General features: G+C 45.0%; 12 protein-coding genes. 5 read left to right on the plus strand and 7 right to left on the minus strand.

Going from position 1 to position 15,975, the window contains the following annotated elements:
* The first annotated feature begins 80 nt into the window (after nt 1-80).
* The 5 genes from mtnN (at nt 81) to K08M4_RS12505 (ending at nt 4,351) form a co-directional block, all read left to right on the plus strand.
* The gene (gene mtnN / locus K08M4_RS12485; RefSeq protein WP_086050064.1) at nt 81-776 is read left to right on the plus strand and encodes a 5'-methylthioadenosine/S-adenosylhomocysteine nucleosidase; all 696 of its coding nucleotides are present in this window, start codon (nt 81-83) and stop codon (nt 774-776) included.
* A 10-nt stretch (nt 777-786) separates the two neighbouring features.
* Nucleotides 787-1,740, plus strand: a complete 954-nt coding sequence (locus tag K08M4_RS12490; RefSeq protein ID WP_086050065.1) for a cobalamin biosynthesis family protein — start codon at nt 787-789, stop codon at nt 1,738-1,740.
* Nucleotide 1,741: 1 nt separating this feature from the next.
* Nucleotides 1,742-2,611: a vitamin B12 ABC transporter substrate-binding protein BtuF gene (gene btuF, locus K08M4_RS12495; protein ID WP_086050066.1), complete on the plus strand. Its 870-nt coding sequence runs from the start codon at nt 1,742-1,744 to the stop codon at nt 2,609-2,611.
* Nucleotides 2,612-2,685: 74 nt separating this feature from the next.
* A complete protein-coding gene (locus K08M4_RS12500) occupies nt 2,686-3,303 on the plus strand; it encodes a TRIC cation channel family protein (protein WP_086050067.1) in 618 nt (205 codons plus the stop codon).
* Between the two features lie 202 nt (nt 3,304-3,505).
* Complete coding sequence (locus tag K08M4_RS12505; RefSeq protein WP_086050068.1) at nt 3,506-4,351, plus strand: LysR family transcriptional regulator; 846 nt, start codon at nt 3,506-3,508, stop codon at nt 4,349-4,351.
* Here the strand turns inward: K08M4_RS12505 and K08M4_RS12510 are convergent.
* The 7 genes from K08M4_RS12510 to lpxC form a co-directional block, all read right to left on the minus strand.
* Nucleotides 4,302-5,081 carry a TSUP family transporter gene (locus K08M4_RS12510; RefSeq protein WP_086050069.1) on the minus strand — a complete coding sequence of 260 codons (780 nt, stop codon included), beginning with the start codon at nt 5,079-5,081 and terminating at the stop codon, nt 4,302-4,304. The genes K08M4_RS12505 and K08M4_RS12510 overlap by 50 nt on opposite strands.
* A gap of 206 nt (nt 5,082-5,287) precedes the next feature.
* Complete coding sequence (gene carB / locus K08M4_RS12515) at nt 5,288-8,518, minus strand: carbamoyl-phosphate synthase large subunit (RefSeq protein ID WP_086050070.1); 3,231 nt, start codon at nt 8,516-8,518, stop codon at nt 5,288-5,290.
* A gap of 16 nt (nt 8,519-8,534) precedes the next feature.
* Nucleotides 8,535-9,707 (minus strand): glutamine-hydrolyzing carbamoyl-phosphate synthase small subunit, encoded by a 1,173-nt coding sequence (carA, locus tag K08M4_RS12520; protein ID WP_017077691.1) that lies wholly within the window; start codon nt 9,705-9,707, stop codon nt 8,535-8,537.
* 503 nt (nt 9,708-10,210) lie between these two features.
* Nucleotides 10,211-11,035, minus strand: a complete 825-nt coding sequence (gene dapB, locus K08M4_RS12525; protein WP_004734972.1) for a 4-hydroxy-tetrahydrodipicolinate reductase — start codon at nt 11,033-11,035, stop codon at nt 10,211-10,213.
* Between the two features lie 92 nt (nt 11,036-11,127).
* Nucleotides 11,128-11,526, minus strand: coding sequence for an 8-oxo-dGTP diphosphatase MutT (gene mutT, locus K08M4_RS12530; protein ID WP_086050071.1), 399 nt, complete (start codon nt 11,524-11,526; stop codon nt 11,128-11,130).
* A gap of 337 nt (nt 11,527-11,863) precedes the next feature.
* Entirely contained in the window at nt 11,864-14,590 is a 2,727-nt protein-coding gene (gene secA / locus K08M4_RS12535) for a preprotein translocase subunit SecA (RefSeq protein WP_086050072.1), read from the minus strand.
* Nucleotides 14,591-14,978: 388 nt separating this feature from the next.
* Nucleotides 14,979-15,896: a UDP-3-O-acyl-N-acetylglucosamine deacetylase gene (gene lpxC / locus K08M4_RS12540; RefSeq protein WP_009848388.1), complete on the minus strand. Its 918-nt coding sequence runs from the start codon at nt 15,894-15,896 to the stop codon at nt 14,979-14,981.
* Nucleotides 15,897-15,975: the final 79 nt, after the last annotated feature.

The raw sequence follows: 15,975 nt of genomic DNA on the forward strand, positions 1-15,975 counted from the left end.
TCTGGGCAGTCGCTCGACACTTCTCTTCCATGCTACAATTTCGCTCTACTGTTTAAATAATTTTTATTAAGAGACTACACATGAAAATCGGCATCATTGGCGCAATGGAGCAAGAAGTTGCGATCCTAAAAGCAGCAATTTCAGACATTACTGAAGTTAATAAAGGCGGTTGTACCTTTTTCTCTGGTCAGCTAGATGGTGTTGACGTTGTTTTGCTTCAATCAGGCATTGGTAAAGTAGCAGCGGCTGTTGGTACTTCAATCCTGCTAAGCGAATACCAACCAGATGTAGTTCTAAACACTGGCTCTGCTGGCGGTTTTGATTCAACACTGAACCTTGGCGATGTGGTTATCTCTACTGAAGTTCGTCACCACGATGCTGACGTTACAGCTTTCGGTTACGAAATCGGCCAAATGGCTGGTCAACCTGCAGCATTCAAGGCAGATGACAAGCTGATGGCTGTTGCAGAACAAGCTCTAGCACAAATGGAAGATAAGCACGCCGTTCGTGGCCTTATCTGTACTGGCGACGCGTTTGTTTGCACAGCAGAACGCCAAGCGTTCATCCGCAAGCACTTCCCATCAGTGGTTGCTGTAGAGATGGAAGCATCGGCTATCGCTCAAGCTTGTCACCAATTTCAAGTACCATTCGTGGTTGTTCGTGCAATCTCTGACGTTGCAGACAAAGAATCACCAATGAGCTTCGAAGAGTTCCTGCCACTTGCAGCGCAAAGCTCTTCTGAGATGGTTATCAAGATGGTTGCCCTACTAAAGTAAGCGACTAGACATGCAAACACTGTTTGATCAGGTATTTGCAAATGGCGTGCTCCTTGTAATGTGGGGAGCACTGCTTTTTCATTTAATTTTACCTATCCCCCATGCCGCACACCCCACGACCTTATGGCATAAGTTTGCTGAACTTTTAGCAACCAAGGTTAATAACAATCAAAATTATTCCCAAAGCTTAATCTCAGGCACTTTAGCTTGGGGGTTAATGGTCTTGCCTACTCTGGTTATTCTATTGGCACTGCAGCCACTGGTTTGGCAATCACAACTGTTTGAATTAGCGCTGTTGTTACTCGCCATTGATTGGCGTAACAATGAAAAGTTGGCAAATCAACTGATCAAAGCTCTTGGCCGAGAAGATAAAGCCACGGCTCGCCAGTTATTGGCGCCGATTGTTAATCGTCAAACTGAATCACTGTCATCACTTGGGCTTGGCAAAGCCGCTGCTGAAACTATCATCATGGGTTACGCTCGTAATGTGGTTTGTGTTTTATTCTGGTACGCCATTGGTGGTGGAATCGCCGCTTTAATGTATCGCCTGATTGTCGAATTAGCGCGGGCGTGGTCACCAAGCCGTAAGCAGTTCTCTCCATTTGGATCAACGGCAATCAAGATCGTCGCTATCCTAGAATTTATACCGATACGATTGTTTGCCTTAATGATTGTATGTGGTGATAAAGCGTCTCACACATTCAAGATGATGCTCGTTCAGAGTCGCGCTTGGCCATTGCCCGGCCCAGCATGGTTGATTACTGCTGTCGGCAACAAGCTTGAGCTGTCACTGGGCGGCCCTGCGATTTACGACAACACCAAAGCTATTCGAGCAAAATTAGGCGGCAGAATCGCCCCTTCAGCCCTGCACTTGTCTCAAGTTCAAAAACTGCTGTTTGGTCGCATCGCTATCTGGATATTTTTACAAAGCCTAATCTTACTATTTGTTCACCAAGGGATTTAGAGTGAAACCATCAGCACTTGTTACAAGCCTTACTATTTTGTCTTCCAGCTTATGGCTGCCTTTATCATTTGCAGAAGAAGCACTACTGATTTCAGAAAAAGTTCAACCTGCTCAACGTGTGGTTAGCCTTGCTCCTCATGCCACTGAACTCGCATACAGCGCTGGTTTAGGTGATAAGCTTGTTGCGGTGAGTGAGCGAAGTGATTATCCACTACAAGCTGACAAGCTAGAGAAAGTGGCGAATTACCAAGGCATCAAGGTTGAGAAGATCATCGCCCTGCAACCTGATCTCATTCTCGCATGGCCAGCTGGAAACCCGCCCAGAGAACTCGCGAAACTGGAGCAATTTGGTTTTAATATTTATTACTCAAAAACCAAGAGCCTAGATAACATCGCGACCAATATCGAGCAACTTAGCCAATTCGCAAGCGATCCAAGTATTGGCGAAAATAACGCTCAACAATACAGAGAGCAGCTCAACGCGTTGAGACTAAAATACAAAGATGCCGAGCCAGTAAACTACTTCTACCAACTCAGTGAGAAGCCGATCATCACTGTTGCTCAAGGGCACTGGCCAAGTGAGGTGTTTGAGTTTTGTGGTGGCCAAAATATTTTCGAAGACAGTGCTTCCCCTTACCCGCAAGTTGGCATTGAACAAGTTGTGTTAAGGAAGCCGCAAGTGATCTTCACTTCTCAGCACGCAATTGAGAATGGAACCATGTGGCAAACTTGGGAAGACGAGATCCCGGCAGTCGCTCAACATCAGATTTGGTCACTTAACTCTGACTGGATTAATCGCCCGACAACAAGAACTTTGAAAGCGATTCAACAAGTATGCGATTTCTTCGATAGAGCTAGGCAAAATCACTAACTATTTGCAGCGTTTTTTCGTACAATTCGCCACCGACCTGTCCCTACAATTTTAACTATAAGAGCACCAGTATCATGGACTCCATGCTGCTTTATATTATCGATTTATTTGGCACCGCCATCTTTGCCGTCTCAGGCGTATTTGTCGCTGGCCGTCTTAAGATGGATCCCTTTGGCGTAGCCGTTTTAGGCAGTGTAACCGCGATTGGCGGCGGTACTATTCGTGACATGGCACTAGGAGCAACTCCCGTGTTTTGGATCACCGATACCACCTACCTTTGGGTCATTATCACTACCTGTTTGCTGACCATGATTATTGTAAGACGTCCGAAACGTCTGGTTTGGTGGATATTGCCGGTATGTGATGCGATCGGCTTAGCGGTATTTGTTGGTATTGGTGTTGAAAAAGCACTGATTTATCAAGACTCGGCATTAGTGGCCATTATCATGGGTGTGATCACAGGCTGTGGTGGCGGTATTATCCGTGACGTGCTTGCCCGTGAAGTGCCGATGATCTTAAGAAGTGAAGTCTACGCGACCGCTTGTATCATTGGTGGAACTTTCCATACCATGGCGCTCAGCATGGGGCACGACTCAGAAACCGCCTTTTTAGCTGGCGTGTTCACAACATTGCTGATTAGGCTTGGGGCCATTCGCTGGCACTTATCATTGCCGACTTTCGCTATCAAATAGATAGAACGATGACTAAGAGGCTCCGCAAAGGAGTCTTTTTAATCCAGCTCGCTCTGCAATCCATTCTAATGCTCTCGTGGCACTTTGCGCTCACAATTAAAAATACCTAACTGAGTTCAAACCTTTAGTTTCAAATCTAGAGAATGAATGTTGTTTGAGGTAAGTTGAAACAATCATTCCCAACTTTCATGAATATCACTCAATGTTACTCGAAGGAATCGAAACTCTATTGGTGCTGAGTAAAGCAAAGACCATGAGCCGTACTGGCAGTTTGCTTTATATCAGCCAATCAGCCGTCAGCAAACGGATTGCGAATTTAGAGAAGAAGTTAGGTAAGAAACTCATAGAACCGAGTGGTCGACAGATCAAACTGACGCCAGATGCGATTGCATTAATCGAGAGTATCGGTCCTGCATTCAATGAGCTTCGTGGTCTTATTTATGAACAGCAAGAGTTGGAAGATACCACTCTCATTACTTTAGATAGCTCTAAGTCGCTGATCGCAGGTTATCTAGGTGAAATGATGGGGAAATTTATCCAGCAAGATAAATACATCACCATCACCACTAACCATACACCAAGAATTATCGAGCGAGTGCAGTCTGGTAAGGCGACCTTAGGGCTGTGCGCTGGCTTACTGCCACCGCATCATGGGTTAATGACATTCCATCTGTTTGATGAGCCGTTCTATATTGTGAGTAAGTCGCCGTTAACGGAGCTTCCTCCAATGGTCATCACTAACGATATGACCAATCCTGCAAACTCGTATCAGTTATCTGTGCTTGAAAAATTCGGCATTAAGCCCTTGATGGAGATGGATGCTTACACTGCAGCAGCCCAGCTAGCATTGGGTGGGACAGGGCCGGCTTTGATCCCGCTCTCTATCGTAAAGACACTCAATATTGAGCCTCAATACCTATTTAGCTTTCCGGAGTTAGAGGGGTTAATTCGACCGATTCATATCTGTGTGAGAGCGAACAGCTATCAGTCTCCACGGGTTAAAATACTGATAGAATCCATTGTTGATGCTGTTCCCAAAGCAGTTTAGAGGCCATTAACATCGACATCACGATAACAAGGGGGCGAATCCATTTCTGCCCTTTTGTCACCACGACTTTAGCGCCAAGTTGAGCGCCCATAAAGCCACCAACCGCCATCACTAAGCCCAACTCCCAAATGGGTAAGCCAGCAATAATAAAGAAGATCAATGCGGCTATATTCGAGGTGAAGTTAAGAACCTTAGTACGTGCTGTGGCATCCACTAAAGAGAAATGGCCGATAGCAACAAAACAGACGGTGAAAATAGAGCCCGTTCCTGGTCCAAAAAATCCGTCGTAGAAGCCAACACCGCCACCAATGCACAAAGCAAACATCGCCTCAGAGATCTTTTGTTTACCCTCAGACGCTCTGGTTTGTGGTGCTAATAGGAAGTAGAGAGAGATGGCAATAAGCAGTAATGGGATCATGCTGGTCAGCAAGCTCGCATCAATATACTGCACTAACTCAGCGCCAATCGCAGAACCAATAAAGGTACAGAGAATGGCAAGACGCATCTCTTTTATGTTCACGATACCGTTGCGTACGAAATACCAACTGGCGGAGAAGCTACCAAAAGAACTTTGAAGTTTGTTGGTGGCCAGTGCCTGCGTTGGTGGTACGCCGGCCGCTAGCAATGCAGGTAGAGTCAACAACCCACCGCCGCCAGCCATTGCATCAATAAAGCCTGCCGCCGTCGCAACAACAAACAAGATAGCCAATATTTCTAGAGTGATTTCCATATACCCAACGCCTTAAATTCTCGTGTAGCGACAACTTACCACCGTGAGCAAACAATCAACAACGAAACACAAGATTGTAACCTATTCCAAATTTTCATCATTTAGCCATTACCAGATTTTCACCAGATGACAGACATAAAAAAGCCCACTCCGAAGAGTGGGCTTTGAGCATTTATATCCGCTTAACAGCGATACACGTGACTCAATTAAGCTTGAGAAGCTTTAACTTGTGCGTGTAGCTCTTGAACTGAAGTTACTGACGTTTTCGCGTCTGCAGTGTGCGCCATACAAGTCGCGAATGCAGCGTTTAGCGTAGTCGTGTAGTTCACTTTCTCAGCCAATGCACCACGACGAAGAACTTTAGAATCTTCAATCGCTTGACGGCCAGCCGCAGTGTTCACGATATACGTGTACTCGTTGTTCTTGATACGGTCAAGAATGTGAGGACGACCTTCGTGTACCTTGTTTACTAGGCGTGGATTGATACCCGCTTCGCCAAGGATAACCGCAGTACCATGTGTAGCGTCTAGCTGGTAACCAAGCTTAGATAGCTTAGATGCTAGGTCAACAACGCGCTCTTTGTCGCCTTCACGAACAGAAAGAAGTGCACGGCCGCCTTCTGGGTAGATGTTGCCACAACCCAATTCAGCTTTAGAGTATGCTTCAGCAAACGTTGCACCAACACCCATAACTTCACCAGTAGAGCGCATTTCTGGGCCTAATAGTGGGTCAACACCAGGGAATTTGTTGAACGGAAGAACAACTTCTTTCACTGAGTAGTATGGTGGGATGATTTCTTTCGTAAAGCCTTGAGACTCTAGCGATTGACCTGCCATAACACGAGCTGCAATCTTAGCGACTGCTGCGCCTGTTGCTTTCGATACGAACGGTACTGTACGTGCTGCACGAGGGTTAACCTCGATTAGGTACACTTCGTTGTTCTTAACAGCAAACTGCGTATTCATTAGACCACGAACACCCAACTCGAACGCTAGCTTTTCAACTTGCTCACGCATTACGTCTTGGATTTCTTGGCTTAGCGTGTAAGCCGGAAGAGAACATGCTGAGTCACCAGAGTGAACACCCGCTTGTTCGATATGCTCCATGATACCCGCAATAACAACACGCTCACCGTCACAAATCGCATCAACGTCTACTTCAATTGCATCATCTAGGAAGCTATCAAGTAGTACTGGAGATTCGTTTGAAACACTTACTGCTTCGTTGAAGTAGCGACGTAAGTCTTGCTCGTCGTATACGATTTCCATCGCACGACCACCAAGAACATAAGAAGGACGAACAACCAGTGGGAAGCCGATTTCGCGAGATTTCTCTACCGCTTGCTCCATTGTTGTTACTGTCGCGTTTTCTGGCTGTAGAAGACCAAGACGGTCAACAGCAACTTGGAAACGCTCACGGTCTTCTGCACGGTCGATTGCGTCTGGGCTAGTACCAATGATTGGTACGCCAGCAGCTTCAAGCTCACGAGCCAGTTTCAGTGGTGTTTGACCACCGTACTGAACGATAACGCCTTTTGGCTTCTCAACACGAACGATTGCTAGTACGTCTTCCAGAGTTACTGGTTCAAAGTACAGACGGTCAGACGTATCGTAGTCCGTCGAAACTGTCTCAGGGTTACAGTTAACCATGATTGTTTCGTAGCCATCTTCACGTAGTGCTAGAGATGCATGTACACAACAGTAGTCAAATTCAATACCTTGGCCGATACGGTTTGGACCGCCGCCTAAGATCATGATTTTATCTTTGTCTGTTGGGTTCGATTCACATTCATCATCGTAAGATGAGTACATGTAAGCCGTATCAGAAGAGAACTCAGCCGCACACGTATCTACACGCTTGTAGACTGGGTGAATATCGTATTGGTCACGTAGACGACGAATTTCACTTTCAGCCACACCTAGAATCTTAGACAGGCGAGCATCAGCAAAACCTTTACGCTTAAGCTTCATTAGCTCGTCTTTATTCAGACCAGCAAAGCCTTTCGCTTTAAGTTCTTGCTCTAGTTTTACGATGTCTTCGATTTGAACTAGGAACCAGCGGTCAATTTGCGTTAGGTTGAATACACCATCAACTGACATACCAGCACGGAAAGCGTCTGCGATGTACCAAATACGGTCAGAACCAGCTTCTTTAAGCTCATGGCGAATCGTCGTTAGAGCGTCAGGTGCATCTAGGTCAACCATTTCGTCAAAACCAGTTGCGCCAACTTCTAGACCGCGAAGTGCTTTCTGTAGAGATTCTTGTTGGTTACGGCCGATAGCCATAACTTCACCAACCGACTTCATTTGCGTCGTTAGACGGTCGTTAGCACCTGCAAATTTCTCGAAGTTAAAACGAGGAATCTTAGTTACTACGTAGTCGATTGTTGGTTCGAATGATGCTGGCGTTGCACCGCCAGTGATGTCATTCATTAGCTCGTCTAGCGTAAAGCCAACAGCAAGTTTCGCTGCAATCTTAGCGATTGGGAAACCTGTTGCTTTAGAAGCAAGTGCAGAAGAACGAGATACACGTGGGTTCATCTCGATGATAACCATACGGCCATCTTTCGGGTTGATACCAAACTGTACGTTTGAACCACCTGTTTCAACACCAATCTCACGCAGTACTGCTAGAGATGCATTACGCATTAGTTGGTATTCTTTGTCTGTCAGCGTTTGTGCTGGAGCTACGGTGATTGAGTCACCCGTGTGAATACCCATTGGGTCGAAGTTTTCAATCGCACATACGATGATGCAGTTGTCGTTTTTGTCGCGAACCACTTCCATCTCGTACTCTTTCCAACCGATAAGTGACTCATCGATTAGAAGTTCGTTGGTTGGAGATAAGTCCAAACCACGACGACAGATTTCTTCAAATTCTTCTTTGTTATAAGCGATACCACCGCCTGTACCACCCATCGTAAACGATGGACGAATGATACAAGGGAAGCCAACCATTTCTTGAACTTTGTAAGCTTCTTCCATCGTTTTCGCTGTATCAGCCGTTGGACACTCAAGACCAATCGATTTCATTGCTTTATCAAAACGAGAGCGGTCTTCAGCTTTATCGATAGCGTCAGCCGTTGCACCAATCATCTCTACGCCGAACTCTTCAAGTACGCCGTATTTTTCTAAATCTAACGCACAGTTAAGTGCAGTTTGGCCGCCCATTGTCGGTAGAACTGCATCTGGCTTCTCTTTAGCGATGATGTTACGAACCACTTCCCATTGGATAGGTTCGATGTAAGTCGCATCAGCCATGTCTGGGTCAGTCATGATTGTCGCTGGGTTCGAGTTTACAAGAATAACTCGGTAACCTTCTTCGCGAAGTGCTTTACAAGCTTGAGCACCAGAGTAATCAAACTCACATGCTTGACCGATAACAATCGGACCAGCACCAAGAATTAGAACACTTTTAATGTCAGTACGTTTTGGCATTATCTACTACTCCGGATTACGCTTTGTCTTGTTTGTTTGCAACAGACTGGTTAATTAATTCAATGAAGTGGTCGAATAGCGGTGCCGCATCTTCTGGACCTGGGCTTGCTTCTGGGTGACCTTGGAAGCTAAATGCTGGTTTATCTGTACGGTGGATACCTTGTAGAGAACCATCAAATAGAGACTTATGAGTCGCTCGTAATGTCTCTGGAAGCGTATCTTCGTCAGCAGCGAAGCCGTGGTTTTGTGAAGTAATCATCACAACATCACGATCTAAATCTTTAACCGGGTGGTTTGCACCGTGGTGGCCAAACTTCATCTTCACTGTCTTAGCGCCTGACGCAAGAGCAAGAATCTGGTGACCTAGACAGATACCAAAGATTGGTAAACCTTTTTCTAGGAACACTTTTGTTGCTTCAATTGCGTAAGTACATGGTTCTGGGTCACCAGGGCCATTTGAAAGGAAAACACCGTCTGGGTTCAGAGCGAGTACTTCTTCAGCTGAAGTCTCAGCAGGAACAACCGTTAGGCGGCAGCCGCGGTCAACAAGCATTCGTAGGATGTTTCGTTTTGCACCGAAGTCATAAGCAACAACGTGGTATGGCAATTCAGAGTCTGCTTTCGCTTCAGGAAGTCCACCCGTAAGCGTCCACGAACCTTGTTTCCATTGATACGCTTCTTTTGTTGTAACTTCTTTCGCAAGATCCATACCTTTCAGGCCAGGGAATTCTTTTGCTTTAGCTAGAGCCAAAGCTTCGTCTAAATTTCCATCGTTTACTGAAGAACCCGCTACGATACAACCGTTCTGTGCGCCTTTTTCACGAAGAATACGCGTCAGCTTACGAGTATCGATATCAGCGATACCAACAACGTTTTGCGACTTAAGGTAATCAGAAAGGGATTGTTCATTACGGAAGTTAGAAGCGATTAGAGGGAGATCGCGAATCACAAGGCCTTGAGCGTGGATTGAAGAAGATTCTTCATCTTCGGAATTGGTTCCGGTATTGCCAATGTGAGGGTAAGTAAGGGTAACGATTTGCTGAGAATAGGAAGGATCAGTGAGGATTTCTTGGTACCCCGTCATCGAGGTATTAAAAACGACTTCACCAACTGCAGAACCTACAGCGCCAATGGCTTCACCGTGAAATACTGTCCCATCTTCTAGGACGAGTAGTGCTGACTTCTTCAAGACAACCTCCAGAAATAAAAATGCATTAAAATTGATTTAATTTGCAAATCTACCTTCCTGCAACACCAAAAACTGCGTGTTTATGGAAATTAGACAAATTGGCGGTATTTTAGTGATCTGCGTGATACGTGTCAACATTTAACGCAAAAGAAATTAAACATTTGTAAGAACTAATTCAATTTCCTTTACCAAAGCTTCAAAAGTTCAACTTTCATACTCAATTAATAGGAATATTACGATTTTCTAATTTTCACCCGTCATTTTAGCTAACCATAGAGTGCCAAAAATATCAGCGACAAAACGCAATCGATAAATACCAAGAGAAAACATGATAATTTAAAGATCTAAAACAAAAAACACACTAAAGCCTGCATAAATAGCATAAAAATAGAGGGAAAATGGCGATAAGAAGAAAGTAGAAGGAAGATCGTAGAAGAGGGATTATTAAGGAAAAGCCACCAAATAAAGAAAGCGCCGGCAATTGCCAGCGCATAAATATCTATTTACAGGTCATTCAAACCAAGCACATCCGTCATGGTATAAAAGCCTGCTGGCTTATCATTTAGCCAAACAGCTGCCTTTATCGCACCATTAGCAAAGGTCATTCTATCCGTTGCTTTATGGGTAATTTCAACGCGCTCACCAATATCAGCAAACATTGCGGTATGCTCGCCAATGATGTCACCGGCACGAATCGTCGCAAAGCCGATCTCATCTTTGGTACGCTCGCCCGTAATTCCTTCACGTGACCATACAGCGACATCGTTTAGATCATTGCCCATCGCACCAGCAATCGCTTCGCCCATACCAATCGCAGTGCCTGACGGCGCATCGACTTTATGGCGATGGTGAGCCTCAACGATCTCAACATCACAATAATCGCCCATCACTTTAGCGGCCTTTTCTAGCAGCTTGAATACTAGGTTTACACCAACGCTGTAGTTAGGAGCCATTACGATAGGCATCTCTTTTGACGCCGCATCAATCACCTGTTTCTCTTCTTCAGAGAAACCTGTCGTACCGATAATTAGCTTCTTTCCGTGACGTTTACAAAGTTCAATATTCGCTAATGTGCTCACAGGTGCGGTAAAGTCGACGATCACGTCAAACTCTTCAATCGCTTTCGAAAGGTCATCGACTAGAGCTACATCAAAACGGCCTTCACCGCATAACTCGCCAACATCAACACCGACCAAAGATGACTCTGGGCGCTCTGAACCAGCGCCAACGCTTGCTTCTGAATTTTGGTGAGCGGCTTTCACCAAGTTACGACCCATACGGCCAGCTGCTCCTGCAATTGCAATTCTTACCACTGCGAATATCTCCATTGTTTTGGTTACCGTCACTGCTCATCTGTCGCAGCAACGTTCATTCGATTAATCTCTTTAAACTAACAACAATCTCAAACTCAGGCTAGCAATTACGAAAACTCTTTTATTACTCGCTCTAAAATGGGCACATTCGCTTCAGGGAATGCGTATTGGCTCAATGATTCAAGATCGACCCATTCACCTTGTTGCCCTTCTTTACCATAAGGCTGTTGCTCGAAATCAGTCACAAGAATGAAATCAAACTTAAGCGACTTGTCACTGTAATCAAATTCAAGGTGCTCAAACAGAGACTGATCTGTCACCTTAATGCCAATTTCTTCATCAAGTTCACGAGCCATCGCTTGCTCAATGGTTTCGCCCGCATCTACTTTACCACCAGGGAATTCCCAGAAACCGCCTTTGTGCTTGTCGTCTGGGCGTTTAGTGATAAAGACCTGTGACTTATCTTGGTTGAAGATAATACCTGCGACAATATGGATTCTTTTCATATGATGATGTTCCTTAATAAAACGCTTCGCTCAAGCTGCCCCTGAATACGTCATCCTCCAGAAGGAGTAACGACTGAGTTGGGGATCTAAAACAGCGTGAGCCTAACTATCAAACGAGATTCCCTACTGCGCTCGTTCCTCGCTATAGGGAATGACGACTTCCCCTCTCATTAAAGGTAAGCCATGAAATTCACATACAAAAAGAGCCGCCTAAGCGACTCTTTAATCAAAACTATATTAAGGCAAAGCTGTATTGGTTGAGAACGAGGAGGCGACGCGGAGTTTACAAGTGTAAATGAGCATCGCCGACGAAGTTATCAGCCACTACAGCAAAGCATTAGTCAATTTTGCCGTGACACTGCTTATACTTTTTACCACTTCCACATGGGCATGGTTCGTTACGACCCACTTTACGCTCATCACGTACTACCGTTTGTGGAGATGCAGCATCAGCTTCATCGTCACCTAGCTGGTTTTCAGCCGTTGCATGTTGTGCTTGTGCACGACGTGCCGCTGCTTCAGCTTGAGCTTGACGTTGAGCTTCCATCTTTTCAACTTCTTCTTGTTGCTGAACGCGAACTTTAGAAAGAATGGTAACAACGTCTGTTTTCAGTGCATCTAACAGGCCTTCAAACAGTTCAAACGACTCGCGCTTGTACTCTTGTTTCGGGTTCTTCTGAGCATAACCACGTAAGTGGATACCTTGACGAAGGTGATCCATCGCAGCCAAGTGCTCTTTCCAAAGACCGTCTAGCGTTTGTAGCATCACAGACTTTTCAAAGTTACGCAGTACTTGAGCACCAACCACTTCTTCTTTCTGTTTGTACGAATCAACCGCCATACCAAGAATGCGCTCACGCAATGCTTCTTCATACAGCTTGTCGTCTTCGTCTAACCAGCCTTGAATATCAAAGTCTAGATCGAAGTCATTCTTCAGACGATCTTGCAGACCCGCAATATCCCACATATCTTCAAGAGACTGAGGAGCGATGTATTCATCAATAACTGACGCCAGTACATCTTCGCGGTTGTGTTCGATCATCTCACTGATGTCATCTGAGCTCATCAGTTCATCACGCAGCTCGTAAACAACCTTACGTTGGTCATTGGCTACATCATCGTACTCAAGAAGCTGCTTACGGATGTCGAAGTTACGACCTTCCACTTTACGCTGTGCTTTTTCAATTGAACGAGACAGCATCTTAGATTCAATCGCTTCGCCTTCGTCCATACCACTTTGGATAAGACCAGCCATACGATCAGACGTAAAAATACGTAGCAGAGAATCTTCCATTGATAGGTAGAAACGAGAAGAACCTGCATCACCTTGACGACCAGAACGACCACGTAGCTGGTTATCGATACGGCGAGATTCATGACGCTCAGTACCAATGATGTGCAGACCACCTGACTCAAGTACTTTATCGTGGATGATTCTCCAATCAGCTTTGATCTTATCGATCTGCTCTTTGGTTGGATTATCTAGCTTCTCAATTTGAGCCTGCCAGCTACCACCCAACACGATATCGGTACCACGACCGGCCATGTTAGTTGCGATAGTTACCGCACCTGGCATACCAGCTTGTGCAACGATCTCTGCTTCCATTTCATGAAACTTAGCATTTAGAACGTTGTGCTTAATTTTTGATTTTTTCAGTGCGTTAGACAGCAGTTCAGATTTCTCGATAGAAACCGTACCAACCAGTGATGGCTGACCAGCCGCCACGCGGTCTTTGATGTCTTCGATGATCGCATTGAACTTGTCTTCTTCAGTACGATAAACCACATCCGGCATATCGTTACGAACCATAGGCTTGTTGGTTGGGATAACCACCGTTTCTAGGCCGTAGATAGACTGGAATTCGAAAGCTTCAGTATCGGCAGTACCTGTCATACCTGACAGTTTTTCGTACAGTCGGAAGAAGTTCTGGAATGTAATCGATGCTAGCGTTTGGTTTTCATTTTGAATCTTCACACCTTCTTTAGCTTCAACAGCTTGGTGTAAACCTTCTGACCAACGACGACCTGGCATAGTACGACCAGTATGTTCATCAACGATAACCACTTCGCCTTCTTCAGTAACGATGTAGTCGACGTCTTTCTCAAACAATACGTGTGCACGAAGAGCTGCATTTACGTGGTGAAGTAGGCTGATATTCGTTGGCGAGTAAAGCGTATCGCCCTCTTCCATCAGGCCATTTTTAACCATTAGCTCTTCAACAAACTCTTGACCGTTTTCAGTCAGGTGAACCTGTTTTGATTTCTCGTCCATGGTGTAGTGACCTTCACCACGGTACTCTTCTGAATCTTCTTTATCTTGACGCTCTAGTGAAGGAATTAGAGTGTTGATGCGCGTATAAAGGTCAGAACTATCTTCAGCTGGGCCAGAGATAATTAACGGAGTACGGGCTTCATCAATCAAGATTGAGTCAACTTCATCGACAACTGCGAAGAAGCGCTCACGTTGAACACGGTCTTCGGCACGGAAAGCCATGTTGTCACGCAGGTAATCGAAACCAAACTCGTTGTTTGTTCCGTATAGGATATCCGCTTGGTACGCTTCTTTTTTCTCTGGCGGAGCCATGTTTGGCACGTTCACGCCAACCGTCATGCCAAGGAATTCAAATAATGGGCGGTTTGTTTCCGCATCACGCTTCGCTAGGTAGTCGTTCACTGTTACGACGTGAACACCTTTACTTGGGAGCGCGTTTAGATAAGCAGGTAGGGTTGCGGTAAGTGTTTTACCTTCACCAGTACGCATCTCTGCAATTTGGCCAGCATTAAGAACCATGCCACCAATCAATTGCACGTCAAAGTGACGCATGCCGTAAACACGCTTCGACGCTTCACGTACCGTAGCGAATGCTTCAGGTAGAAGTTGATCTAACGATTCACCTTTATCTAAGCGCTCACGAAACTCAACCGTTTTTGCTTTTAGCTCATCGTCTGAAAGAGCTTCAAACGTTGGTTCGAAGTTATTAATTTCTTTTACAATTTTTCTAAGGCGGCGCAGTGTTCTGTCATTGCGACTGCCAATTACCTTTGTCAGCAGCTTAGTAATCATGTGCTTGGAATCTCTTCGTTCTCAGATCGTCCGCGATCTATTTTAAATGCCGTCAGTCTCTACTAGCTATAAACTAGTCTTTAGTTACTAACCAAGGATACTGAGATAAATCTAGTATCTTTGATATTGTACTTGAGAGTAGAGTTTTCAAGGCTTCCGTTAAAATTAATGCCCTCTAGTGTAAGTAATTTTCACACTAACGACCATTTATAACCCCATTTGTTTGATGTGCTTGGTACTTTTCTTTCTAATTGTTGATGGATTAGCCAGACTGTCGCCAAATACTAGGCAACTTTTAAATGCTGACGACACTGTATCTGGAAAATAGATACAAAAAAACCAGGTCAATGACCTGGTTTTCAAAATCTTATATTGTCGTAAACAACAATTACGCTAGAACCATTCCTGGCTCAGCAAACGCAACAGGAGAGCCAACTTCTTCTTCGAACGTTGCCCATTCCCACGCTTCTGCATCAGCAAGTACTGCGCGTAGCAATTGATTATTTAGACCGTGACCTGATTTGTATGCACGGAACTCACCGATAATAGCGTGTCCACACATGTAAAGGTCACCAATCGCATCTAGCACCTTGTGCGTTACGAACTCATTTTCGAAACGTAGACCTTCTTCATTAAGAATTCGGTATTCGTCTAGTACGATTGCGCAATCAAAGCTACCACCTAAACACAGGTTTTGTGATTGTAGGTATTCAATATCACGCATAAAGCCGAAGGTACGAGCTCGAGAAATTTCTTTCACAAAGCCTTGTGAAGAAAAATCAAACAACAGGTGCTGTTCATCAGATTCAATTGCTGGATGGTTGAACTCGATTTCGAAGTCCATACGGAAGCCGTTAAATGGAACAAACTCTGCCCACTTATCGCCATCTTCAAAACGGATTGGCTTTTTGATTCGAATAAAACGTTTCGCTGCATTCAGTGTTTCTACACCCGCTTGCTGTAGCAAGTATACGAATGGGCTTGCGCTGCCATCCATAATTGGGATCTCAGGTGCATCGACTTCAACAATAATGTTGTCGATACCCATACCCGCTAGAGCTGCGTTAAGGTGTTCCACTGTAGAGATACGTACGCCTTCGTCATTAACAAGAGCAGTACATAACATAGTGTCACGAACTGATGCTGGATCAGCTGGGAAATCTACAGGTGGATTGACATCTGTACGACGATAAACAATACCTGTATTTGCAGCTGCCGGGCGAAGAGTAAGTGTGACTTTACGACCAGAGTGGAGACCCACACCAGTTGTTTTCACAATTTCTTTCAGAGTACGTTGTCTGATCATCTGCTTGCCTCGTTATCAGTGCTACAAATCACGGTCAGTATTTACCGACCGCGAATTTTACCATTAATTTGACGATAGT

The organism is Vibrio syngnathi, assembly GCF_002119525.1.
Lineage (GTDB): Bacteria > Pseudomonadota > Gammaproteobacteria > Enterobacterales > Vibrionaceae > Vibrio > Vibrio syngnathi.

Excerpts from the sequence above, each read along its gene's own strand:
- mtnN (WP_086050064.1), top strand. The coding sequence starts at position 81 with ATGAAAATCGGCATCATTGGCGCAATGGAGCAAGAAGTTGCGATCCTA.
- K08M4_RS12490 (WP_086050065.1), top strand. The coding sequence starts at position 787 with ATGCAAACACTGTTTGATCAGGTATTTGCAAATGGCGTGCTCCTTGTA.
- K08M4_RS12500 (WP_086050067.1), top strand. The coding sequence starts at position 2,686 with ATGGACTCCATGCTGCTTTATATTATCGATTTATTTGGCACCGCCATC.
- K08M4_RS12505 (WP_086050068.1), top strand. The coding sequence starts at position 3,506 with ATGTTACTCGAAGGAATCGAAACTCTATTGGTGCTGAGTAAAGCAAAG.
- K08M4_RS12510 (WP_086050069.1), bottom strand. The coding sequence starts at position 5,081 with ATGGAAATCACTCTAGAAATATTGGCTATCTTGTTTGTTGTTGCGACG.
- carB (WP_086050070.1), bottom strand. The coding sequence starts at position 8,518 with ATGCCAAAACGTACTGACATTAAAAGTGTTCTAATTCTTGGTGCTGGT.
- dapB (WP_004734972.1), bottom strand. The coding sequence starts at position 11,035 with ATGGAGATATTCGCAGTGGTAAGAATTGCAATTGCAGGAGCAGCTGGC.
- mutT (WP_086050071.1), bottom strand. The coding sequence starts at position 11,526 with ATGAAAAGAATCCATATTGTCGCAGGTATTATCTTCAACCAAGATAAG.
- secA (WP_086050072.1), bottom strand. The coding sequence starts at position 14,590 with ATGATTACTAAGCTGCTGACAAAGGTAATTGGCAGTCGCAATGACAGA.
- lpxC (WP_009848388.1), bottom strand. The coding sequence starts at position 15,896 with ATGATCAGACAACGTACTCTGAAAGAAATTGTGAAAACAACTGGTGTG.